The sequence below is a fragment of the Bradyrhizobium sp. AZCC 1577 genome (genome assembly GCF_036924575.1).
Classification (GTDB): Bacteria; Pseudomonadota; Alphaproteobacteria; order Rhizobiales; family Xanthobacteraceae; genus Bradyrhizobium.
Genome location: NZ_JAZHRQ010000001.1, coordinates 22,639 through 45,086, shown reverse-complemented (window position 1 = coordinate 45,086; position 22,448 = coordinate 22,639). Strand labels below are relative to the sequence as shown.

Here is a 22,448-nt window from a genome sequence, read left to right as displayed (position 1 = left end):
TGCTGTCGCAAAGCTGCCAAAAACTATCGACATCCAGCGGATGGGCGGTGCGCGTCCAACGAGTGCAACAACTACTTCCGTTATTGGCCCCCTAGCAGACACGGGCCGAGGAGTTGGCCGATGTCAGGTTCTGAGCGGACATCATTCTTCCGGCACCCCGGCAGCAGAGGGAAATTGGTGCTACACGGCATACGTTAATTACGGAACCAACACTTGATCGGCTCACTTCCTACAATTAGCTCGGACAAATCCGATGGAAACGAACGCTGAAGCGCAAGCTCCCTTTGGCACTTGCGCTCAAGGAGATACGCAACGGATATCGCTAACATGATTGATGCGATGGCAGCGAAGTACGGCCAACGTTCGTTCCTCATTGAGCACTCCGCGGGAAGGGTCGCCTATGCTCATATACTCAAATTTAGCCCTGCTGACGGATGCGCCATGTGAACGTGTTCACATTTGTATCCGCATGTGGCTGCCAGGGCTAAACGGTAGGTGGCAGAGACCCGGAGACAGCCATTGTCGTGCCTTACAATCTGCCGTAGGAGAGTCAGACCAATTCGGCGGGTCGAATGGCTCGTGGGTCGACAGATCGGTTGCAGGCAACGTAGTCGATCTCCCCGCGCGTGATACCAATGTCCGCAAGCTCGCTGTCCGTCAGGTGACACAATTAAGTACGCAGCCTATCACGTTTGCGCCACTCCAGAAATGCAATCCAATATTTTTCGAAAGGACTGTAAACCTGCCGCTTTGCCGTTGCCGGTCCCAGCTCGGTAATCCCGTGGAGCGTGCTCATGGCGGTGTCCTGTCTGACTGTTTCACTACGCAGAAGGTGCCGCAAGATGCGCCAGCGCGCTTAACTGGAGGCTTACATTTCCCTTACCGAAGGCTTATTCTCGCCGGACAATTGCTGCCGCGCTCTCGGGGGACAGAGGGCAAGCTTGGGGAATGGTTGCCATGCGCTATTTCTTCGAGGACTGTACGTTGGACACCGACCGGCGCGAGTTGCGGCGCGGGCCCGATGTTGTGCCTACGACACCACAGGTTCTCGATCTGCTGGAATATTTGATCCGCAGCAGGGATCGGGTCGTCAGCAAAGACGATCTCGTAGACGCGATTTGGAATGGTCGGATTGTATCTGATGCGGCGCTGACAACCCGACTGAACGCCGTCCGACGCGCGATCGGCGACTCCGGCGAGCAACAACGTCTTATCAAGACATTTCCACGAAGGGGCTTTCGTTTCGTAGGCCCTGTACACGATGAGGATCGATGCCCAGGAACCGCGGTGGTCTCAGACGCCCTCGCAGAAGTGTCAAAGCTTGCCCGCGCGGCCGGAAAGGCAGCGGCTTCGGTCCCAGATCCCTCTGAAAAAGTGGTTAGCAAACCACGATCCGATGGCTGGCGGGGTCACCTCAGAGGTCGTTTGACGCTCGTCGGCGGGGCGCTGGTGTCGGTTGCCGCCATCGGCGCAATTGCCGGTGGCCTTACCGGTTATTGGAATGTCTGGAAGACGGTCGGTACCGGCGTAGTTCGGGAAGCTCAAAAGATCCAAGAACAACCGACAATCGGGTCCGAGATGGCGGCTCGTCTCTCTCTCGTCGTGTTGCCATTTGCCAACCTTAACAACGATCCAGAGCAGGACTACTTAGCCGACGCCATCACGACAGATTTGACGACCGATCTCGCACGAACGCCCGCCACTTTCGTCATTGGACGCGAGGCCGCCTTTACCTACAAGAACAAGTCGATCGATCTGAAGCAGTTCGGGGCGGATCTCGGCATCCGCTGGGCCGTACAGGGCGCGGTAAGACGCAACGGAGACCAAGTGCGGGTCAACGTATGGCTAACAGATCTTCAGACCGCCCGCGACATCTGGTCAGACCGGTTCGATGGCGACCGTACAAATCTGAGCGTCTTGCAAGATAACATCACAGCGCGGCTTCTCTGCGTTGCATACCTGCACCTCCGTCAATATAAAGAAGCCATCGAACAGTGTAGCCGCTCGTTGAATATGATCGGCGCGAACTTTCAAGCTTACATGAGCTAATCTCGGCTTATGGTCGACGGACAAATGAAAAAGGCAGCGAAGGCACTGGCCCTGCTGCAAAGACGCATCCTAATTTTACATTGCAGCTTTATCGCCGGGTTTCCCGAGCATTCTCAAGCAATCTGAGTATCGTCGTTGAGTCGACGACATTCTAGATGACTTCCGGAAGGGAGGCATCCTGGCGCATTGAAGGACTAGCCCGCCTATCCTCGTATGTCCGCTTGTGGCGGCCCTTAACCGACATGCCGAGCTAGTCGGCAGATGTCCGCCGTCGGGCGCAAAGCAGAAGTGCCAGCAAGTCCGAGCGACGTCGCATTTTGGCCCTCAGCGGACCAACCGACATTCGGCTTGACCGAGCACCGTTGCCGTACTGGTCGACGGCTCGGATGACGCTGCTCGGCGATGCTGCCCATCCAATGCTGCCGCATTTTGGGCAAGGCGCCGGTCAAGCGATCGAAGATGGCTTTGCCCTTGCCGTCTTGCTGGAAAATGCCTGCAAGGCTCAAATTCCAGAGCGGCTGAAGGCCTATGAACGATTGCGACTCGCGCGTACGAGCCGGGTGCAGGCAGTCTCACGCGAAGCGGGCAGGTTCTTTCACTCCGAACACGGGAACAGCTCAGAGAGAGAACAGCAACTGGCGAGCTGGATGTCGGCGGGAAGGTGGATCTTCGAATATGACGTCGAAGAAGCCGCTAAAGAATTGCTGTTTGAAATAGCATAAGCGGGAACGTTTAAACCAGGTCAGGGAGACAGGTGATGATCACGCGTCGTGATATGTTGACCGCGTCGGCCGGTATCGCGATCTCCGCCGCATATCGCGCGCCGCGGGCGCTCGCGCAGCCGCTCGCAAGAACCGTGCATATCCTGACGGGCTTCTCGCCGGGGCTGCAGGACGCCTTGGCGCGGCTCGTGGCCGGCCAGATGAGCGACTATGCGGAAACCATCGTGGTCGAGAACCGGCCGGGCGCAGCCGGTCGCATCGCGGTGGAGGCGGTGAAGAACGCCCATGCCGACGGATCGGTCATACTGTTCGCGCCGCTTGGCTTCATGATGTTGTTTCCGCACGTCTACAAGACGCTGAGATACCAGCCGCGCGATTTCGCGCCGGTGTCGACCGTTGCCTCGGCCCCCGCATTTCTGACGGTCGGTCCGAAGGTGCCCTCTGACGTCACGACGCTGGCAGAGTTTGTCGTCTGGTGCCGCGCCAATCCGAAGCTCGCCACCTATGGCACGCCGGGCACCGGAACTACGCTGCATTTCCTCGGTACGATGCTGGGCCGCAGCGTGGGCTTCGATCTTCTTCACGTGCCCTATCAGGGCATTGGCGCGATTCAGGATGTGGTCAAGGGCGTGATTGCAGCGGCCGTCATGCCGATCAGCAGCTCGCTCGGACTGATCCAATCTGGAGATCTTCGTGCGCTGGCGACCACCGGGCCGCGCCGCAGCACGTTCGTTCCGGCGGTACCGACGGTGCGGGAAGCCGGATATCCGTCGCTCGAGGACCTCACATGGTTTGCGTTCTTCGTTCCGGCGAAGACGCCGGCGTCGATCATCGACAAGCTCAATGCCGCTATCCAGGCGGCCTTGCGCACCGACGAGGTGAGGGCCGGCATGGCAAAGCTGGCTGTCGAGCCTGACGCGATCGCGATGGGAGACTTAGCCCGGCTGATCGCATCCGAGACGGAGCGGTGGAAGGCGATCGTGCAGGCAACGGGGTTCGTCCCGACCGATTGAACCCCGGCATTGACAGGAGGAAACACATGAGCCGGCCAGCATCCGTGCATGATCTCGTGCAGTCGCATCGCATCACCGCGGTGATCTATGCGGCGGCGAAGCTCAATCTCGCCGTGGCCATCGGCGGTGAGGCGAAATCGGTGACCGAACTCGCCCGCACAGAAACTCATAGTGAGCGGCTTGGTCCGGGTTCTGAAACCGCCCCCATCGGCTAACATCAAGAACCAAGATGGCATCAAAGGCGCGGGGCGTGGCAAGCGCGTCGCTGAGCAGTTGCTTAAGCGCGTCTCTGCCTTTAAGCGAGAGCCCGCTCTTCCCGGCGTCAATGTATGATGCGACGACAGCGTAACCGTGCTGCTCGGCATACTCTGCAATCGCATTCTGCTGATTTTCAGTCGAGTATCGTTGATTTTCCGACGACATGCGCAAACATTGCGCTGCGCGGATCGGGCCATCGACGTGTGATTCGAGACGGTGGGACATGGTCTCCCTAGCTCGGATCGTTCGCCGACAGAATACTACCTAACCTATTACATTCAATCTCAGGTAGATAGCAAAATCGAGGGGCAGAAGGTCTGCATTGGGTCAAAAGCGTCGTTTATACCGTCCGACGAAGACTTCCGGTGTACCCCGGTGAACGGACATCGTCAGGGCCGGTCGGCATGTCTCAAAAGTGCCAAAACCGGACTCATGCGCCACAGCAAGAAAACGCTATTCGATCACCTCATCCGCGCGCGTAAGCAGCGACGGAGGAATGGTGATGCCAAGCGTTTTGGCGGTCTTGAGATTCACGATTAGCTCAAACCGGGTCGGTTGCGCGACTGGCAAATCGGCCGGGCGTAAGCCCTTCAGTATCTTGTCCACGTATATGGCCACTTCCCGCCACTGGTCGGGATCAGAGGCGCCGTACGACATCAGACCGCCCGAAGAAGGAAACGAACCAACCATCGAGAACGAAGGCATCTGATGCTTCAGCGTGAGTTCGATGACATCCCTCCGTACCAAGGTTGGTTGAATAATAACTGCATCCACCTTGCTTTGGCTCATTCCCTCAAAATGACCCTCGGCATTCTCCGTTGGATGCATCATTACCCGATTGATCTCGATGCCAAGGGCCGGTGCTGCGAGCTCGATCTGACTGAGAAAGGGCTTGCTGAAGGGGTCCACCGTGTTCGCCAGAACTGCAACGCGGCGAGCGGCCGGCAACGTCTCACGAATGAGTTCGACGTTCTTAGCCATGACTTCTGCAGCGATAGCCGTATTTCCGGTGATGTTACCTTCAGGCCGTGCCAGGTTCTTCACAAGTCCGGTAGCAACCGCATCGCCGACTGCCGCCATGATGATGGGAATGCTGTTCGTGGCTTGCTTCGCCGCCATGGCAGATGGCGTTTGCCAAGCGACAATAACGTCGGCTTTGAGGCGAACCAATTCACTAGCCAAACCTCCAAGGGCTGCCGCATCGCCACCCGCGGATCGCAGCTCTAGGCGAAAACTCTGGCCTTCGATGTAGCCAATTTTTCCCAGCGCTTCTCGAAGAGCTTTCAAAAAGGGACCGGCATTAGGATTCCCCAAAACGAGTACGCCGATTGTCGGAACTTTGATTTGCTGCCCAAACGCAGCAAAGGGACATATTACGGCTCCGCCGAGGCTTAAGAGAAATTCACGCCGTTTCATCCTTGTCCCTGAGAGCAATGAAGCGCGGCTATTCATTTAATTGCCCGAAGCCCAACGTGGTTTCCGGTGCCTGTTTTAGCCGCTTAACAGCTACCTGTATATCCAATTGGACCCTGCGTGATGTCCGAGTTGGGTGTGCGCCGTGTAAAGGCGGCGCTTTCCAGTGGGTGCAAGCCCCACCTGGCAAACGCTCCAGCCGGAAGCAATCGGAGCAGTCATGGAGGTAACGAAATGGCTGAAGCCTTCGATTAGCGTGTCACGCATTGGTGACAGCGCGAGTGTGCAGGCCGTAACGCGAGTGAACGCCGAGCAAGCCTCGAAAAGGACGATGCGCAGGCCGACCCGACGACCCTTTCGGGGAAGGCTGATACGGCTGGGGGAATGAGCGAAGTACGCCCAGCCGCTGTGCCGGGGTAGTGGCGACAGCATGTACACAAGGAAAGCGTACGCAACACGGGAGGCCCCACGACGTGGTCAGGGATGATCAACCGGACGCCCGCGAGGGACAGGCCGGGCGCCGTGGGGATGCGGAGGGGTTCGTAGTACTGGTGAAGCCGGGTAACGCCGGGGGAGGGAAGGGACCTCAGTTCAAGACGAACGCAAGACGTAGTGAGGGACCTGGGGATTGGGCAACCTATCAACTCCGAAGAGTGTTCAGAAACTGCAGACGGCGTTGCACGCGAAAGCGAAGGCAGAAGCCGGCTACCGCTTCTACGCCCTGTACGACAAGATCAGCCGGGAAGACATCTTGGCCCATGCCTATGCTCAATGCCGCTCCAACAAGGGCGCACCGGGCGTGGACGGTCAGGACTTTGCGGACATCGAGGCGTACGGAGTGCAGCGGTGGCTTGGCGAACTGGCGCTTGCGCTCAGGCAGGAGACGTATCGACCGGACCCTATCAGAAGAGTGTACATACCGAAGGCCAATGGCAAACTCAGACCATTGGGCATCTCAACCTTGCGCGATCGGGTCTGCATGACGGCAGCGATGCTGGTGCTGGAACCGATCTTTGAGGCCGATCTTCCACCGGAGCAGTATGCATACCGTCCCGGGCGTAATGCCCAACAGGCGGTGGTCGAGGTGGAAGCGCTGCTGTTCCGTGGTCACCCGGAAGTCGTCGACGCCGACCTCGCGGACTACTTCGGGAGCATTCCGCATGCCGACCTTCTCAAGTCGGTGGCGCGCCGGATCGTGGATCGACGCGTGCTGCATCTGATCAAGATGTGGCTGGAAAGTCCTGTGGAAGAAACCGACGATCGAGGACGGAAGACACGCACGACCGAAGCCCGGGACAACCGGCGCGGCATCCCGCAAGGCTCACCGATCTCGCCACTGCTGGCAAACCTGTACATGCGCCGGTTTGTGCTGGGATGGAAGATGCTCGGTCTCGAGCGAAGCCTCGGCACTCGCATCGTGACCTATGCCGACGATCTCGTGATCCTATGCCGGCGGGGCAAAGCCGAAGAAGCCTTGTCGCGACTGCGCGAGATCATGGGAAAGCTGAAGCTGACGGTCAACGAGGACAAGACACGAATCTGCCAGGTCCCGGAAGGAGAGTTCGACTTCCTGGGATACTCGTTCGGACGGATGTACTCAGCGAGAACCGGCCAGGCGCGCCTGGGGTACCGGCCATCGAAGAAAAGCATCAAGCGCATGGTGGAAACCATTCATGCGTTGACGGCTCGAACCGGGTTAGGGCAAGACACCACAGAGCTGGTGGCGAAGTTGAACCGCACGCTGCGCGGATGGGCGAACTACTTCAATGTAGGCACCGTCACTAAGGCGTATCGCGCGATCGACAACTACACTGCTGTGCGGTTGCGCCGGTGGTTGCGCATCAAGCACAAGGTCAGACGACGCAAGGGCGGCACCTATCCACTCTCGCACCTTTACGGGCACTTTGGGCTCGTACGTCTAACCGCGCTTGGCCGCGACCGGCCGTGGGCGAAGGCGTGAGGTCTTGTCCGAGAGCCGGATGCGGGAGATCTGCCTGTCCGGTTCGACGAGCGGGATGTGGAAACGGAGTCACGGCTGCACCACTAAGGCACCGCCAGACGAAAGAGGCGGCAACAGATATGTGCAGCCTAAAGCCACCGCGCCACATCTCGACTCCACCAAAATGCGAAGAACTCACCGTGAGCCAATTTAGTCCGCCATGCTTCACTGAGCGGACCTCAACGAGGCGGGTCGCTACTTCGCTTTTGGGCCAGGAGCGGGCATTCAGCTCGCTCTCGCGTATGGACTAGCTCCGCTCGCGGGGGCGCTGCGGCGGCTGAGGATTGTTGGCGGGATTGGTATCGTACTTGGATATTCGCGTGATGAGCCCGCTAGTGGCGAGCGGTTGCAAGTCCGCCTCCAGCGCGTCAGCAATCTCCTCGGCATAGACCTCCCGGTCGTCCACGTAGACTGTAAATGATCTCAAATACTTTTCCTTCTTCGCCGGATTCTCGATCGTCGCCTTCGTCCACTGGTAGAGCGGATAATTTTCGACGCCGTGCTCTTCTGCTGCGGCGACATACTCCGCAAAGGCGTCAAACTGGCATTTCAGCGCAGCGCGATGCTCGGCGATGATATCGAACAGCGGCGCCAGTGCCGGAACACGGAGTTTTCGGCGTACCGATTCCGCCGTAGCGGAATCGTTTACATCGAACCTAACCTGATACTGCCACTGAGAAGTCACGCTAGTCTCGCATTCTGTCGCACCCGATTTGTCCCTTTCCGATCGCAAGGCGCTACCGCTTCCTCACGAGCAGGTCCGGCACGCGTATCAAGAGCTGGCCGCAATGTCAGGCCGACCGTTTCGTTAGTAGCTCTTCTTTTTGGCAAGGCGCTCGTTGAACGAACGAAGATCGATCACGATTCGCTGGTGGGTTCCGCTGCCGATCTCCTCTATGCCATCGCTTGCCGACACCTTGAAGTCAACTCGCTTTCCCTCGACATTGATTACCTCGGCCGTCGCGCACACCTCGTGGCCTACAGGCGTGGCGGCGAAGTGCTGTACATCTACTGCCGTACCGACCGCGCTTTCACCTGGATCCAAAAACGGTCTTATGGCATTGAGCGCGGCGTTTTCCATGATCAAGATCATCACGGGTGTCGCAAGCACTTGCGGCAATATGGCGTCCTTGAATCGGTCGGCAAGATGTTCGGGTTGCACCCGCAATGTCGACGTTCCTCTGGCTCCCAACGGAATCTGCCGCATTCATTCGTCCTAGAACTCTATATGGACGCGTAGACCGCTTCGCCCCCAACAGCAGCACAAATGCGGACATCTGGCTAGATCACAGTCGGGCCACAAGCCGACTTCCCTGAGATGACCGTTGTCGGCTTAGAGCAGCCCGCAAGCAAGCTAGAGTGTTATTTGAGCTCGATCTCCACCAGCTCGACTGCGCTATTTCCATTGTTTTCAATGCCGCGCTCTTCGACAGGCATCACCATGAAGTCATGATTATTCAGCACCAGTGGCTGATCCGGCTTCCCAGGTCTTTTTTCTGTCACCGTGCCGCCAGTAACGACGATCCTTGCGCCTAGAGCCGTTTGCTGAATTGTGGGAGCGCTTTCACCTGGACTTAGCTTGAGCCGCCAAGCCCGAGCACGATTGTTATCCAGCGCCACTTCGTATTTTGCAGGTCGTGTCGAGACAATGTAACGCCCCGGTTCAGGATAGACGATCCCAACCGCAAGAAGCCGCATCGCACGGTCCCTTTCAAGATTGCAGCATGATCACCTTCTTTCTGCGACACGCGATCGCACGAGAGGGCACATCACCCAGCGTAAAGATCCGCCTTACGGCCCGTAACGCTAGACCTACAACCAAAGGTTCGCAAGCAGATCGAATGATGCAAGGAGGACCCCGCTCTAGCTGTGGTTCGGATTGGAATGAATCATCGGTCAGCTGGGCTTACCAATGCAGAATCGGCCAATTGAGAATGCCGGTTGAGTAAGATCCAGAAGCACTTGGTCCACTTGAGCCGACACTGCGAACATAGAAGCGGCTCTGTCTAGAAGGTCTGCATCGGGTCAATCGCGTCCTTGTCGGAACGACCGCTGTTGGCGCAATGCGTACATCCGGCAAATGGCGATGTACGCCAAGTGCTAATGACAGACGTCGCCCATCATTCGTCGACCACGTCATCAGCGCGCAATAGTATTGTCAGAACTTCAATACCTATCATTTTCGCGCTCTTCAGAGTCACTATTGCTAAGAAACTACTGCATGACAGCGGTGGACACTCATAGCGCTCAAGCAATGTCCTGTTTCTCAAAGTTTGAGCACGCAATGCTTAAGTAATAGGCGAGCGTCTATTTATCTCTTGGCTTCGTTATGCGGCGGCGCGGCCTTCGCCGTCCAACAGTCAAACTGACATGACGCACAAGTTTGACTGTTCCGATGAACTGCGATGGGATGAAGGTGCGCGTAAAATGCACGTTCAAACCAGGAGAGATCCGATGTGCGCGGGTGACGACAAGAACTGTCCGGAATTCGAATTGCACCACCGCAAGTTCAAGGAAACGCTCGATCGGGAACGCCGGTCGTTCCTGAGGTCCAGCTTCGCCGCGGCCGGGGGCGCGGCGGCGATCACCGCGGGCGGCATTTCTCTGGTGACGCCGCAGATGGCGGCTGCCGCCGAGCGGAACCAACCAGCTAAGCGGTCCTATCACCATTTGCCGGCGAATGCCGACACAGTGCATTGGGGCTATTTCAGCAAGAAGTTGAAACCGCAGGTCGAGATCGATTCCGGCGACTTCATCACCATTGAGGCATTAACCCACCATGCCAACGACGACGCCGAGCGCATGGTGAAGGGCGATCCCGGCGCCGAAAGCGTGTTCCTGTGGACCAAGGAGAAGAAGGGCGTAAACCGACGCGGCGCCGGACCGATGGATGCCTCGCTGTTCGGGCGTGGCGCCGGCGAGGGCCTTGGCGTGCACATCTGCACCGGCCCGGTCTACGTACGCGGTGCCCAGGAGGGTGACGTGATCGAGTTGCGCATTATCGACGTCACACCCCGGCCTTGCGCCAATCCGCAATATCCCGGAAAGGCTTTCGGCAGCAACGCGGCCGCATGGTGGGGCTTTCACTATAAGGACCTGCTCACCGAGCCAAAACCGCGCGAAGTGGTTACGATCTACGAAGTCGACGCGACCGGCGAACGCAACTGGGCGAAAGCCGTGTATAATTTCCGATGGACTCCACAGACGGATCCCTCCGGCGTAGTTCACAAAACCATCGACTATCCTGGCGTTCCAGTCGATCACTCTACGATCAAGGAGAACCACGGCATCTTGAAGAATGTGCGCATCCCGATACGCCCACATTTCGGCGTGATAGGCTTGGCGCCCAAGGAGGCTGATATCGTCGACTCGATTCCGCCGAGCTATACCGGTGGCAACATCGATAACTGGCGGATCGGCAAGGGCGCGACGATGTATTATCCGGTGGCGGTCGAAGGTGGCCTGTTATCGGTTGGCGACTCGCACGCTTCCCAGGGAGATTCCGAGTTGTGCGGTACGGCAATCGAATGCTCGCTGAACGGCACCTTCCAGATCATCCTGCACAAGAAGCCCGATCTCGTCGGTACGGCTCTCGAAGCTCTGGACTATCCGATGCTGGAAACCAAGGACGAGTGGCTGGTGCACGGCTTCAGCTTCGCCAATTATCTTACCGAATTAGGGGACAAGGCACAGTCGGACATTTACTCGAAATCGTCGGTTGACCTTGCTTTGCGCGATGCGTTCCGCAAGATGCGCAAATTTCTGATGACAACCAAGAAGCTGACCGAGGATGAGGCGATCTCTTTGATTACGATTGGCGTCGACTTCGGCATCACCCAAGTGGTAGATGGAAATTGGGGCGTTCACGCGGTCATCAAGAAGGATATCTTCGCCGGCGGCGAGACCTGATCGGTAACGCCGACGCGGTCGCCTTCGGCAGGAGCTGGCTGCGTCGCGCTGCATTTCGGGGCAACCGCGGTTTGGCCGCGTACCGCCGACTTCCGCTCTACACCTATAAGCAGACATCGTTACCGTGCGTCGGCATGTCTCAATGTGCCAAGGGCGATGATGCTGGCCGCGGTTGTTCAAACATGTGAGCTCGTTCACAGCCACTTGCGCTCTTCCGGGTACATAACGTGGCTGCGGAGGGCACACGCTATGACCCAACCTGCAAAGCGCATACCCACATGGCTGACGATTGACGTGCTGGTGATCGTCATATCGCTGGCGATTATCGGGATCGGCATCGGGATCGGCATTGCTCCCTAGCCACGAACCTGAACCGGATCGGTTCTGACAGCTACCCAGTACTACCCAAATTGGTACATGCGGACTGCCGGCTTTCCGAACGGTTCAGTTTTCATAACATCGCAAACCAGAGGAGCTCTCTTGTGTGCGCGCTCCGGCGAGAAAACCGCGTTGGCTCAATCCAGCCCCCTGTACCGCAGCCAAGGGCATGTATCTCGTCGGGGCGCGCAAGCAAGAATTGCCTGGCGCAACGCTCCTCGGGAACGCTGTGGATGTGACCTGGAAGCGGAACGGCGGTGAACATGCGTGGTCGTTTTTAACAGATTAGTCGAGTGTTTGATCTATCAAGCACCAAACGCCGCTGCCCGGGTTGCGTCGGCTGCGAACAGACCGCTGCCCAACGCGACGGGCGGCCAAAAAACGCCTCGACGGACACGGGGTTTTCCGATGTGGACATATCTTACGATCAATCCCCGCGCTGGCAGAAACTCGCGGCGGTACCCGAGGAAATTTTCGAGCGCGAGGTGCAGTAAAAGCCCACAGCGACCGGCGCGCGGTGGACTCCGATCGTCAGAGATGCTGCCGGGTCGCCGGGGTTGCCTGCCGGTTAGCCCTTGATGCGTGCAAAAAAGAATATTCCGGCGATCAGCGTGATCGCAATTGATACGCCAGCCTAGCAATGGCGGCAGCGCCAAGTCCGCCTTGCTCCTGGAAGCGAACATCGGCAGCGCCGGCGGCCATGTCGGCTTTGTGCCCAAAAGCGGAAGTTGGGCCAACTGAACAGCATGTCCGTTCTACCCTCGATTGTGTTGAAAAGTCCTTTTTCGCCGATGACTGAAAATTCTCAGGACCGCTGGTACGTCTCTCTCGCTGCGAGGTGATGGACCACATCAATTACCGCAAAAGCGATCGCTGGCCCTCGTATCGATTCTAGAGAGCCTTGCAGCGGCTGAAATCGCCAATGCGCTACATTTGCGAGATTTTCGGAGTCCCGCGATTTTCGAGTTTTTCAACACAATCCCCTCGATAGCAGACATTGGAGGAATGATGCCGCATGTCCGCTTGCGCTCAAGCCGGAGTGACGGCGATGGTGCTCAGGCGGGGCGCAAATGCCCCACCTTCACCATGATTTGTGCGTAGATCCACCGCGCCTAATGGACAGGGCCGCGCCAATGACAGCTCAGTTCCATGAGACAACAGAAGCGGAGTTCGAGGTGCAGGTTCGCAACCTCGTGCGCCTCGTGTCAGCTTGCACTTTGGGGCTTTGGTCCTTTTCTGCGGGCCTGCTGATCGGGAGCTTTTTTCTGTTTTGAACAGTGTTCGGGCGACTTCCGCTTTAGGTCGGCCGTTACGTCAGTGATAGCAAGCCCCGCTTCTTGGATCCGATCCGCCTCATGCGGGGGTCAATTAGGACACCTGGACAACACAGCGCCGCCGAGCGTTGAAACGATCGCTGGCGGCGCTGAATCTCTCGCCCGAGAGGGTCTAACAAAATCCCGGATACATGTCAGTCTGTCCTTCAGCGCCAAAGGTTCATCCGCCTTACTCGACCTCGGTGAAGATCGGACATCGCAATAACCGTTTGGCGGAGGTGCTCTCAGGCGTGGCTCCTGAGACGCAGGTAATCCTGCATCCAAGCGACAAGATCAGCGATGGCGCCAGAGTCGTGTCGAGGGTCACTCGATGGGGCGTTCAAGTCAGGAGTAGGAGACCCGACAGCCGGTCCGAGCGTCTCTATCCATCTTGGCTGGCTGTGTTTCCAAACCATGACAAGCTCAACGGAGACCGTTGCCGAAGAAATCAAGAGACTCCAGCAAAATAGGGCCTTTCCGAAGAGCCGGGTTTGGCTCCGCCGAACAGGTCAGGCGGAATGGGTCACGATTTGCGGGGCTTTGCCAGAGCTTGTGCGTGTCCTTCCAAAAGCTATCGATTTCGCGTGGAAATCTGGATTGAAGGACCTCAAGACCACGCGCAGGGTTCGACTATTGTTCGACCATCTCGCTATCGGGCTCGCGGCTTTCGTTCGTGGTGATCGAACGAATGCGTAGGCGACGGTAAATGCTGCGCGAAGGCTAGGGTTCGCTATTGACCTAAATGCCTGCCCCTTCCCCGAACCGGGTGTAGCCATCGCCGATAGAGTTCTTCCGTAATCGTTCATGCAACATATATGCAACACGAGCCTGCTAAGGTATTGACATCATTGTCCTGAAAACGGTTTCCTAAACCGTAGGTCGGAAGTTCGAGTCTTCCCGGGATCGCCAGCACTCGCGCGGCGCTTAGCGTAATAAGATCAACGACTTCTGATGCGTCCTCAATTTGTTCGTCGCCGAGGATTCGCGTTGCATCACTGATTCCGTGGGCTCCGCGGGCTCCGTGCATTTACAAGGGATTACGCAGTATACCACTTGCTCCATGCAACATCGATTCATCGCCTTTGACCTTCTTTCCGCTGATCTGCGGACAGATCGAGCCGAGGCGGCTGCCGTCGCGCACGCCTGACCAGGGCTCCGCGGCCTCTGTCGGTTTCCAACGCAGTGGTCCGACCGGGGCCCGAGCTTAGGGGATGCCTTTGAACGCAAGCATGTCGCCCTCAACGACCCCGCGCACCGCCCCTTGCTGCGTACACGCGATATCAGGTTCATTGGCTGCGCAGCTCAGTATTTGCGCAGCAGGGGTTACAGGGATCACGGCGAGCAACAGATGAAGATTTCATGGAGCAGGACATGGGAATATCCTTTCCCCGCGCGCCACCAAAGAGCGTCAAAATCGCGTCGTCACTACCCACCCGTCAAGCCTGAAGGAGCCGGGTAGCAAAGCGCCGCTAACGTTCTCCCGACAGCGCTTCGCACCGGTACACTTCCAGTTCGCCCTTGCCCTTGAGCTGCACCGGCCCCACCCCCAGAACCCGACAACGATCGCGCACCCGCGCGAAGGCCTCCCCCGACAGGTAGACAGCCGCCTCATCGCTCAGCGCGGACAAGCGCGCCGCCACGTTCACGGTGTCGCCCCACAGGTCGAAGCTGAACTTGGTCCGGCCCACAACCCCGGCGACCACTGGGCCAACGTGAATGCCGGCGCGGACGCGCCAACTGCTCGGGCTGGCGCGCGCCGCGACACTCATGTCGTTGGAGCAGCGGAGAGCGGCCATGACCGGATCGGTATGCGGCTGCAGCAGGTTCGCGGTCGCCATGAAGGCATCACCGACCGTCTTGATTTTCTCCATGCTGTGCTGATGGGCGAGGGTCTCGAAGTCCTCGGCCAAGCGCTGAACGCAGGCGACCACCTCCTCCGGCGGATGCGCGTGGCACCACGCCGTGAAGCCCACCAGATCGACGAACAGGACCGCGACATCGTCGAAATGACGGGGTCGCACGCGGCCGGTCGTCTTGAGCTCGGCCACGGCAGGCGCCGGCAGGATGGCATGGAGTAGCTCCTCGCTCCGCCGTCGCTCCCGCTCGATCGCGTCGAGGTGCGCCACTTCCCGGTCGTGCAGCCGTTTCCTCTCGAGGCAGGCGCCGATCCTCGCCTCGAGGAGCACCGGCTCGAACGGCTTAGGCAGGTAGTCCTCTGCGCCGCGCGCGATACAGCGCACCACGCTGGACATGTCCGTCAGAGCCGAGATCATGATCACTGGGATGTGCCGCCATGCCTCATGCGACTTCATGCGCTCTAGCACGCCGTAGCCGTCAAGCCGGGGCATCATGACATCGAGGAGAACGAGATCGAACGGCTCGGCCCCGATCCTCTCCACCGCCTCTGCGCCGTTCGCGGCCCGCCTACTCGTGTGTCCCAGAAGCTCGAGCTCCTGCTCGAGGACATCGAGGTTGAAAGCTTCGTCGTCGACGATGAGGATACGGGCTGGATCCATGGCGTCCCTCCCGGCGAGGCGCTGGGCAATGAGCGGCCGTTAATTCATGTCACCCAACCAGCGGCGCAACTTCGCGAACAGCAGGTCCTCGTCGATCGGCTTGGTCAGGAAGTCGTCGCAACCCGCCGCCCGCGCCTTGGCCTCGTCGTCCCTCATGGCGTGCGCGGTGAGGGCGATGACGGGGATGCGCGCGGTGGCGGGGGCGGCCTTAATCCGCCGCGTCGCCTCCCAGCCGTCGATGACCGGCAGCGAGAGGTCCATGAGGATGAGATCCGGCTGTTCGATCGCGGCCTTCTCGACGCCGGAAGCGCCATCGATGGCGATCGCAAGCGCATAGTCCTCTTCGAGAAGCTGGATCAGTAAATCGCGATTGAGCTCCACGTCCTCGATGACAAGAATCTTTTTCATGACGTGCCTCGTTCCGCGTCGGGCGAAAATCTAGGACCTTACCATTGCAAGCCGAGATGCCGCTGAGGATCATAGCCGCTCCGAACCGCATCACAGCAATCTTGGTTCCTCGTGCCGTCCTCCACGCCGCGTCCATCCTTGGTCGTCAATCCGCTCTGTCCGCATCCGCCGGCTCAGTCGACAGCAGACCCCGCCGGATCTGCCGGATCAGCGACTCTTGGTCCAGGCCATGTTTCTCTATCAGCCCCAACACACGCTCCTGCAGCGCCTGGCGATCGGCATCGGTCAAGGACTTGGCGGTGAGCACGATGACCGGGATGTCGCTATGCGCAGCGTCCGCCTGGAGCGCGTCGAGGAAGGCGAGGCCGTCCATGCGCGGCATCATCAGGTCGAGGAGGATCACATCCGGCCGTGCTTGCACGATGCGCTCGAGCCCGGCGACACCGTCCGCGGCCCAGTCGATTGCACAGCGTTCGCCCTCGAGCCACTGGCGCACCAAGTCCGCCACGTTCGAATCGTCGTCGACCACGAGGATGCGTCGGCAACGCGGGGCAACGCGAGCCAAGGCGCCGATCAGGGCCTCGCGGTCGAACGGCTTGATGACGTAGTCGGCGGCGCCCAGCCGAAAGCCGAGATCCTTTTGGTCGACGATCGAGACCAGGATGACGGGAATGTCTCGTGTCACGGGATCGGTCTTTAGCGCGTGCAGCACCTGCCAGCCGTCCGTGCCCGGCATCACGATGTCGAGGGTGATGGCGCGGGGGCGAAGCTCGCGCGCCTTCTGCAGTCCTTCCTCCCCGCTCGCGGCGCCGATCACGTGGTAGCCGGCGTCGGCGAGGTTCTCCTTCAGTAGATAGATGACATTGGGATCGTCGTCGATGACGAGCACCAGCGTGTCCCTCGGCCGGGCGGGGACCTCTCCGGTGGCCGGCGCCCCCGCCGCCGGTATCGGCGGTAGCTCCGGCGCGCTCGGAGCGAGCCGCACGGGGATGGTCACCGTGAACGTCGAGCCTTTGTCTTCCTCGCTCGTGACGGTGATGTCGCCGCCCAGCATCCGGGCGAGCCGGCGGCTGATCGAGAGCCCGAGGCCGGTCCCTCCGCGTGCCCCCCGCCCGCCACCGTCGCCCACCTGGCGAAACTCCTCGAAGATCAGCTCCAGCGCGGCACTAGGAATTCCGATGCCGGTGTCCGCTACAGCCAGCTCGACCCGTTCTCCGAGGCGGCGCCCGCGCAGCGTGATCGAGCCCGTTTCCGTGAACTTGGCGGCGTTGCTCAGGAGATTGATGAGGATCTGCTTGAGCTTCTCCCGGTCGGTGAAGAGGGTCAACGGGCCTTCGACGTCCTTAATCAGCCGCACGCTGCCGCTCTTGACCATAGGCTCAACGGTCGCGAGGCAGAGATCGAGTAGCGGGGCGAGCGGGCACTCAGCCGGCCTCAGCTCCATACGGCCGGCCTCGATCTTCGACAGGTCGAGGACGGCGTTGATGAGCGAGAGGAGGTGCTCGGAGCTCACCAGGATCTTCTCGAGGTTCTCTTGCTGCTTGGGCGGCAACGTGTCCCCCGCGCGGCGTATCACGAGCCGGGTGAAGCCGATGATGGCGTTGAGGGGTGTTCGCAGCTCGTGACTCATGTTCGCGAGGAACTGGGATTTGTGATGACTGGCGGCTTCGAGTGCTCGGCTCTTCTCCTCAATCTCGCTGAACAGGCGTGCGTTCTGGATCGCAAGCACCGACTGCGCGGCGAAGGTCTGAAGACGATCGACGGTGCCGTCAGGAAACCGACCTGGCTCTTTGCGCCGAACCACCAAGGCTCCTACAATCCGTTCAACACGGAGCAAGGGGACGATGAGGAGCGCTCGGTACCCCGAGCGCAGGATGATGTCCTCAAATGGTGGCAGTGGCCTATCCCGTAGGTCAGGGACCTGCACCGGTTGCCGCGACGCAGCCGCCCGGCCGATGGCGGTGTTGTCATCAATGCAGATTTCTTGTCGGTTTATTGCGTCGATCAGTTCTTTGCTCATGCCGTATGTGGCGCGAAGACGGAACTTCTGACTCGACTTGCTAAACACGTAGATTGCCCCCGCGTCGGTGGCAGAAAGCTGGACAGCCTTAGCGACTATCGTCGAGAGCACGGTCTCCAGATCTAGGACTGAATTGACTGCATGGCTGACCTCGCCTAGTACCCGGAGCTCCTCAACCGACTTAGCCAGCTCAGCAGTACGCGCCGCGATTCGGACTTCAAGCTCCTCATTGGCTCGCCGCAACGCCTCCTGAGCTTGGGTCCGCTTTCGTATCTCCTCTTCCAGTTTGCTGTTCAGATCCATCGCAGCAGCCTGGGATCGCGACAGCTGTATGAGGCCCCCCTTAAAGATCTGGACTGCCCGTACCATAGTCCCGATTTCGTCTTTCCTGACTTCAGAAGGGATCTCTATGCTCGTATCACCCTCTGCCAACTTGGCCATCACAGCCGCTATGGATTTGATCTCACCGGACAGGGAAGCTGCAAGCCAGACGGTGATAAGCGCTATGAAAATAACACCAAGTAGAACTATAAATCCGAAATATGTTGCACGAATATTCGCCTCGTGCCGCATAGTCTCAATCGATGCGGTGCTTTCCTGATGTACTTGGTTTAGTAATGACAAGAAGATCTTGTTAGCCTCATTGTAACTCTTATTTGCTTTGATCATCTGCTGGGTAGCCAGCGCGAGGTTCACTGTGGCTGTCTCGATGGCACTGATCGCGACCTCGCGATAGCGAGCCACCTCTTCCGTCAGTTGTTGCTGAAGCTGCGCTTCTTGCTCGTTCAGCGTGAGATCCTGTCCGATCCCGTCGATCTGAGCCGTGATCTCGTGAATTTGATAGAGGTTGTGTTTACCGCTTTCGTAGAGCTGTTCCTCACTAGCTCCGGAATCTGCTGAGGCAAGAAGATTGAAGATCCCGAGGTGATTCGCAGCTAGTTCGGAAAAAAGACGCGACATCTTGTCGATCTTAACTAAGTGGTAGTCGGCAATACGTGACAGCAGGATCTTCTGGTCGTTGAGGCTGTTTGCGAAAATTGCTCCCAGGAGCAACATACCGCCCGCCGCGACGAGTGGAACCAAGAGGAACTTGAACGTGATTGTCAGATTCCTAAGGAATCCAACGCCGGGTCTCCAGCGAAACATCGTTGCACCCGAATTCATTTCAATCTGGCAAGCTCGCTCCATTCTTCCGGCCCCACCCTCGCAACTACGGTGAATCCACCGTTCTGTCGCGGCTGAAAGATGTATGCGACGCCCTCCGGTTGAGGCCAGATACCAGCAGCTTCCTTCAAATTCGCCGAGTGCGCGACCACTATATTATTGGTTCCTGACAAGGGAGGCGTCTCAAGCAGTTTGCGGAGTACCGCTCCCAAACGTTTTGCTTCCGCCTCGTTCTTTGCAATGGCAAACTCGAGGTCCTGGACTATGGTGACGCGGCCAAAAGCGAGCTTTGCCGTCTCGACGCACCTGCAGTAGGGACTTGAGAGAACCTTCGACACATTGATGCCGAGCTCCGAGAAAGCCTCGTTGATTGCTCGCGCCTGTGCCCTTCCTTTGTCGGATAGGTTGCGCTGCGTCGCGCAATTTGCGAGGTTAAGACGGTCGGAATCTGACTGCGATTGATCAGTTTCCGCATGACGGAAATAGATGACCTGACCGCCGCTTTGCAAGGCGTGAACCAGAGTCTGACGGTCACGGATACCTCCAGGCTCTTTTTTTTGGGCCATAGCAGTGCTGGCCCGCGCCAGCGCACCGAGGCTGAACACCAATCTGCAAGGCGCGTTTGCCACGAAGAAGGTTATCGCGGCGGTCGCAGGCTTGAGGAACTGACGCCGGTTCAACCGCAGATTCTTCACCGCCTCGTTGCTTAATGGCTTTCTCGCCGCCTCGGCCAACGCGAGCGGTCGGCCAATCACCCGGCGCCGACACTTTATCAGCTCGTGTCTCCACTCTATCGCCGATGGCGTCGCGATGGCTTTAAGAGAGAGGGCGAAGACACGCACCAGCTGGGCGATGCTATTGACGCTTTGTTCGCCGCGATTCTCCAAATACGGCAGCTTGTCGTGCACCTGATCACGCACCGTCCGCGAGATGCAGAGGCCGCCCGGCTCGGCCAAGCCTTCCAGGCGCGCCGCGACATCGACGCCATCGCCGTAGATGCCCTTCGCCGCGACCAGGACGTCGCCGAGATTGATGCCGACGCGGAAGGTGATGCGCTTGTCCGCCGGGGTGCCGGCATTGCGATCGACCATGCCTCGCTGAACCTGGACGGCGCAGCGCACCGCCTCCACTGGGCTTGCGAACTCGATCGGGATCCCGCTGCCCGTGACCTTCACGATGCGGTCGTGGTGCTCCTTGATCTTGAGATCGATCAGTTTCCGCAGGTGCGCCTTGAGGAGGACGAGCCCTTCCTTGTCCGAGCCCATGAGACGGGGGCACCCAGCCGCCAGGACCGTCACCAGCCGGCGCTCGACACGCTGCGGATCGGCAAGTCTTCCGGCCATCGGGGCCTCGCAAGCGAGCCCGAAAAGGTTAACACGCACCAGGGGGAGCGGGCGAGCTGAATTTAGGGCGGCCGGCCAGAAAGTGCGCCGACGTTCTGCGAGGCGCTGGCCGTCATCCGGATGCGTTGGGACAGCTTAGCTGTCGGGTTACATCGCTTGCACTAATCAAGTTTGAGCGTTGACTTCAATGATGACGCGCGCCCACCGCAACTCCCATAAGTTAGCGATGTAGTTTGTCGAGCAATCCATTCTGTGCTGATAGCGTTGAGTAGATCTCTGAGAGGTTGCGCTCTCTCCATCGGCAATCCGGTGCAGATTGGTCTGGGCCGAGCCTCAGCCGGCCGGAAACGTCACCAGCGTGACCTCTTTGAACGTCAGATTGGACCGAAGCGCTTAGAGTTGATGGATGAACTCCTACCGGCGGCGAAAGATATTGCGCTGTTGGTAAACTCGAACAAGTATCTGTTCAGTTCAGTCCGGCAAGTTCGTGGCGCTACGAAACTTTCTCATGTCCGAGAATGGGATGGACCGGCCGTGCTCCCGCCCAACCAGCGAGCATGCTTGCTGGGGGCGATAGCAGAAGGAACCGAGCCATGCCGCGTAAATCCAACACCGCAGTCGTCTCCATTGGTATCGATCCCGGCAAGAATACACTGCACCTAGTTGGCCTCGATGCACGAGGAGCGATCGTGCTGCGCGAGAAAGTGGCACGGAGCAAAATTGTGTCTCGGCTTGCGAATGAGCCGCCATGTCTCATCGGGATAGAGGTGGGCATGGGAACGCACTATGTGACCCGCGAACTGCTTGCCCTCGACCACGACGTCAGACAAGTGCCGCCGGTCTACGCCAAGCGTTTCCGGCAGACCCACAAGAATGATTTTCGCGATGCGCATGCGGTCGCTGAAGCCGTGCAACGCCCCACGACGCGGTGCGTACCGCCGAAAACGGACGAACAGCTCGATCTTCAGGCGTTGCATCGTGTGCGCTACCGCCTAGTGGGGCAGCGGACCGCGATCATCAATCAGATCCGTTGCTTTCTCCTGGAGCACGGCATCACGGTGAGGCAACGGCTCTACTGGTTGCGCCATGCATTGCCGGACATCCTAGCCCAACGCACAGACGTCCTGTCACCGCGGATGGTTCGCATCCTAGAGGATCTAGCTCAAGACTGGCGCCGCCTCGACGATCGCATCGAGGCTGTGACTGACGAAATCGAAGCACTCTCCAAGAACACGGAGCCCTGTCGGCATTTGATGACAATACCGGGCATAGGCCCGATCATCTCAAGCGCGGTGGTCGCTGCGATCGGCAACGGAACTGCCTTCACACGCGGCCGCGATTTTGCTGCTTGGCTCGGCCTAATCCCAAAGCAGATATCCACCGGCGATCGAACCATCCTCGGGCGCATCACCAAACGTGGCAATCGCTATCTTCGCATGCTTTTCCTGCAGGCCGCCCGTGTCGTTCTGCTGCGGCCAAAGAACTGGATGCAACACAGCTTTGGACCTTGGCTTGCCGCCGCGGCTCAACGGTTGCACCACAACGTGCTGGCTACAGCTCTAGCCAACAAGCTGGCGCGCATCGCATGGAGCGTGCTTGTACAAGATCGTGTATACGAGGCACGTCTCAGCGGAGCAGCGATATGAGCTCGCTCTGGCTCACCAAAGGGATGACCGCCACCCTTCTCCGCCCCCGTCGCTCGCCTATCAAGGCGAGCGAGCGACGGTGGCTCCGAAGGGATGGCTTCAGTTAATCCCCGAGCCGCTTGGTAGTAGAGGACACCCGCCGAGGTCTGCGAGTTGGATTTGAGGAGATGGAGAACGGTCTCGCCGTCGCGTTCGTGATCTGGTGACCCAACTGGCCTCCGAGGGCCTATCCGAGAATGAGATCGGACGCGCGCGGATATCCATAATGGCCAGGAACGATCTGCTCCACCCAAGGGC

Annotated in this window: 15 protein-coding genes and 3 pseudogenes; 7 read left to right on the top strand and 11 right to left on the bottom strand. The window is 58.9% G+C overall.

Annotated features, from left to right (window positions below; translation table 11 throughout):
- Positions 1-550: 550 nt before the first annotated feature.
- The gene (locus V1278_RS00160; protein WP_334379249.1) at positions 551-670 is read right to left on the bottom strand and encodes a DUF1127 domain-containing protein; all 120 of its coding nucleotides are present in this window, start codon (positions 668-670) and stop codon (positions 551-553) included.
- 287 nt (positions 671-957) lie between these two features.
- Between V1278_RS00160 and V1278_RS36785 the strand changes: the two are divergent.
- From V1278_RS36785 to V1278_RS00140, 4 genes and pseudogenes are all read left to right on the top strand, one after another.
- Positions 958-1,263: pseudogene (locus V1278_RS36785) on the top strand (winged helix-turn-helix domain-containing protein); the annotation flags it as partial.
- A gap of 1,103 nt (positions 1,264-2,366) precedes the next feature.
- Entirely contained in the window at positions 2,367-2,771 is a 405-nt protein-coding gene (locus V1278_RS00150; RefSeq protein WP_334379247.1) for an FAD-dependent monooxygenase, read from the top strand.
- A gap of 35 nt (positions 2,772-2,806) precedes the next feature.
- On the top strand, positions 2,807-3,784 hold the full coding sequence (locus V1278_RS00145; RefSeq protein WP_334379246.1) for a Bug family tripartite tricarboxylate transporter substrate binding protein: 978 nt from the start codon (positions 2,807-2,809) through the stop codon (positions 3,782-3,784).
- A 26-nt stretch (positions 3,785-3,810) separates the two neighbouring features.
- A complete protein-coding gene (locus tag V1278_RS00140) occupies positions 3,811-3,999 on the top strand; it encodes a hypothetical protein (RefSeq protein WP_334379244.1) in 189 nt (62 codons plus the stop codon).
- Between the two features lie 40 nt (positions 4,000-4,039).
- Here V1278_RS00140 and V1278_RS36780 read toward each other — a convergent pair.
- Together V1278_RS36780 and V1278_RS00135 are read right to left on the bottom strand one after the other, a co-directional pair.
- Positions 4,040-4,207, bottom strand: a pseudogene (locus V1278_RS36780) (recombinase family protein); the annotation flags it as partial.
- A 288-nt stretch (positions 4,208-4,495) separates the two neighbouring features.
- Entirely contained in the window at positions 4,496-5,458 is a 963-nt protein-coding gene (locus V1278_RS00135; protein WP_334379243.1) for an ABC transporter substrate-binding protein, read from the bottom strand.
- A gap of 625 nt (positions 5,459-6,083) precedes the next feature.
- Between V1278_RS00135 and ltrA the strand changes: the two genes are divergently transcribed.
- Positions 6,084-7,415, top strand: a complete 1,332-nt coding sequence (gene ltrA, locus V1278_RS00130; protein ID WP_334379227.1) for a group II intron reverse transcriptase/maturase — start codon at positions 6,084-6,086, stop codon at positions 7,413-7,415.
- A gap of 286 nt (positions 7,416-7,701) precedes the next feature.
- On the opposite strand, the gene V1278_RS00125 is transcribed toward ltrA, so the two are convergent.
- The 3 genes from V1278_RS00125 to V1278_RS00115 form a co-directional block, all read right to left on the bottom strand.
- Entirely contained in the window at positions 7,702-8,139 is a 438-nt protein-coding gene (locus V1278_RS00125; protein ID WP_334379242.1) for a hypothetical protein, read from the bottom strand.
- 123 nt (positions 8,140-8,262) lie between these two features.
- Positions 8,263-8,661, bottom strand: a complete 399-nt coding sequence (locus V1278_RS00120; protein ID WP_334379241.1) for a thioesterase family protein — start codon at positions 8,659-8,661, stop codon at positions 8,263-8,265.
- A 155-nt stretch (positions 8,662-8,816) separates the two neighbouring features.
- Positions 8,817-9,152, bottom strand: a complete 336-nt coding sequence (locus tag V1278_RS00115) for a hypothetical protein (RefSeq protein WP_334379240.1) — start codon at positions 9,150-9,152, stop codon at positions 8,817-8,819.
- Positions 9,153-9,908: 756 nt separating this feature from the next.
- On the opposite strand from V1278_RS00115, the gene V1278_RS00110 reads away from it, so the two are divergent.
- Positions 9,909-11,363, top strand: coding sequence for an acetamidase/formamidase family protein (locus V1278_RS00110; protein WP_334379239.1), 1,455 nt, complete (start codon positions 9,909-9,911; stop codon positions 11,361-11,363).
- A 2,718-nt stretch (positions 11,364-14,081) separates the two neighbouring features.
- Here V1278_RS00110 and V1278_RS00105 read toward each other — a convergent pair.
- The 5 genes and pseudogenes from V1278_RS00105 to V1278_RS00085 form a co-directional block, all read right to left on the bottom strand.
- A pseudogene (locus V1278_RS00105) lies at positions 14,082-14,246 on the bottom strand (hypothetical protein); the annotation flags it as partial.
- 277 nt (positions 14,247-14,523) lie between these two features.
- The gene (locus tag V1278_RS00100; RefSeq protein WP_334379238.1) at positions 14,524-15,570 is read right to left on the bottom strand and encodes an adenylate/guanylate cyclase domain-containing protein; all 1,047 of its coding nucleotides are present in this window, start codon (positions 15,568-15,570) and stop codon (positions 14,524-14,526) included.
- Between the two features lie 39 nt (positions 15,571-15,609).
- A complete protein-coding gene (locus tag V1278_RS00095; protein ID WP_334379236.1) occupies positions 15,610-15,978 on the bottom strand; it encodes a response regulator in 369 nt (122 codons plus the stop codon).
- Between the two features lie 145 nt (positions 15,979-16,123).
- On the bottom strand, positions 16,124-19,162 hold the full coding sequence (locus V1278_RS00090; RefSeq protein ID WP_334379234.1) for a response regulator: 3,039 nt from the start codon (positions 19,160-19,162) through the stop codon (positions 16,124-16,126).
- Positions 19,159-20,505 (bottom strand): histidine phosphatase family protein, encoded by a 1,347-nt coding sequence (locus V1278_RS00085; RefSeq protein ID WP_334379232.1) that lies wholly within the window; start codon positions 20,503-20,505, stop codon positions 19,159-19,161. The genes V1278_RS00090 and V1278_RS00085 overlap by 4 nt, the downstream gene beginning before the upstream one ends.
- A 593-nt stretch (positions 20,506-21,098) precedes the next feature.
- On the opposite strand from V1278_RS00085, the gene V1278_RS00080 reads away from it, so the two are divergent.
- On the top strand, positions 21,099-22,151 hold the full coding sequence (locus V1278_RS00080; protein ID WP_334379231.1) for an IS110 family transposase: 1,053 nt from the start codon (positions 21,099-21,101) through the stop codon (positions 22,149-22,151).
- Positions 22,152-22,448: the final 297 nt, after the last annotated feature.

Bases quoted from the DNA above. Each gene is read 5' to 3' on its own strand.
- V1278_RS00115 (WP_334379240.1), bottom strand. From the start codon at position 9,152: ATGCGGCTTCTTGCGGTTGGGATCGTCTATCCTGAACCGGGGCGTTAC.
- V1278_RS00120 (WP_334379241.1), bottom strand. From the start codon at position 8,661: ATGCGGCAGATTCCGTTGGGAGCCAGAGGAACGTCGACATTGCGGGTG.
- V1278_RS00140 (WP_334379244.1), top strand. From the start codon at position 3,811: ATGAGCCGGCCAGCATCCGTGCATGATCTCGTGCAGTCGCATCGCATC.
- V1278_RS00085 (WP_334379232.1), bottom strand. From the start codon at position 20,505: ATGGCCGGAAGACTTGCCGATCCGCAGCGTGTCGAGCGCCGGCTGGTG.
- V1278_RS00145 (WP_334379246.1), top strand. From the start codon at position 2,807: ATGATCACGCGTCGTGATATGTTGACCGCGTCGGCCGGTATCGCGATC.
- V1278_RS00090 (WP_334379234.1), bottom strand. From the start codon at position 19,162: ATGAATTCGGGTGCAACGATGTTTCGCTGGAGACCCGGCGTTGGATTC.
- V1278_RS00110 (WP_334379239.1), top strand. From the start codon at position 9,909: ATGTGCGCGGGTGACGACAAGAACTGTCCGGAATTCGAATTGCACCAC.
- V1278_RS00100 (WP_334379238.1), bottom strand. From the start codon at position 15,570: ATGGATCCAGCCCGTATCCTCATCGTCGACGACGAAGCTTTCAACCTC.
- V1278_RS00095 (WP_334379236.1), bottom strand. From the start codon at position 15,978: ATGAAAAAGATTCTTGTCATCGAGGACGTGGAGCTCAATCGCGATTTA.
- V1278_RS00135 (WP_334379243.1), bottom strand. From the start codon at position 5,458: ATGAAACGGCGTGAATTTCTCTTAAGCCTCGGCGGAGCCGTAATATGT.
- V1278_RS00080 (WP_334379231.1), top strand. From the start codon at position 21,099: ATGCCGCGTAAATCCAACACCGCAGTCGTCTCCATTGGTATCGATCCC.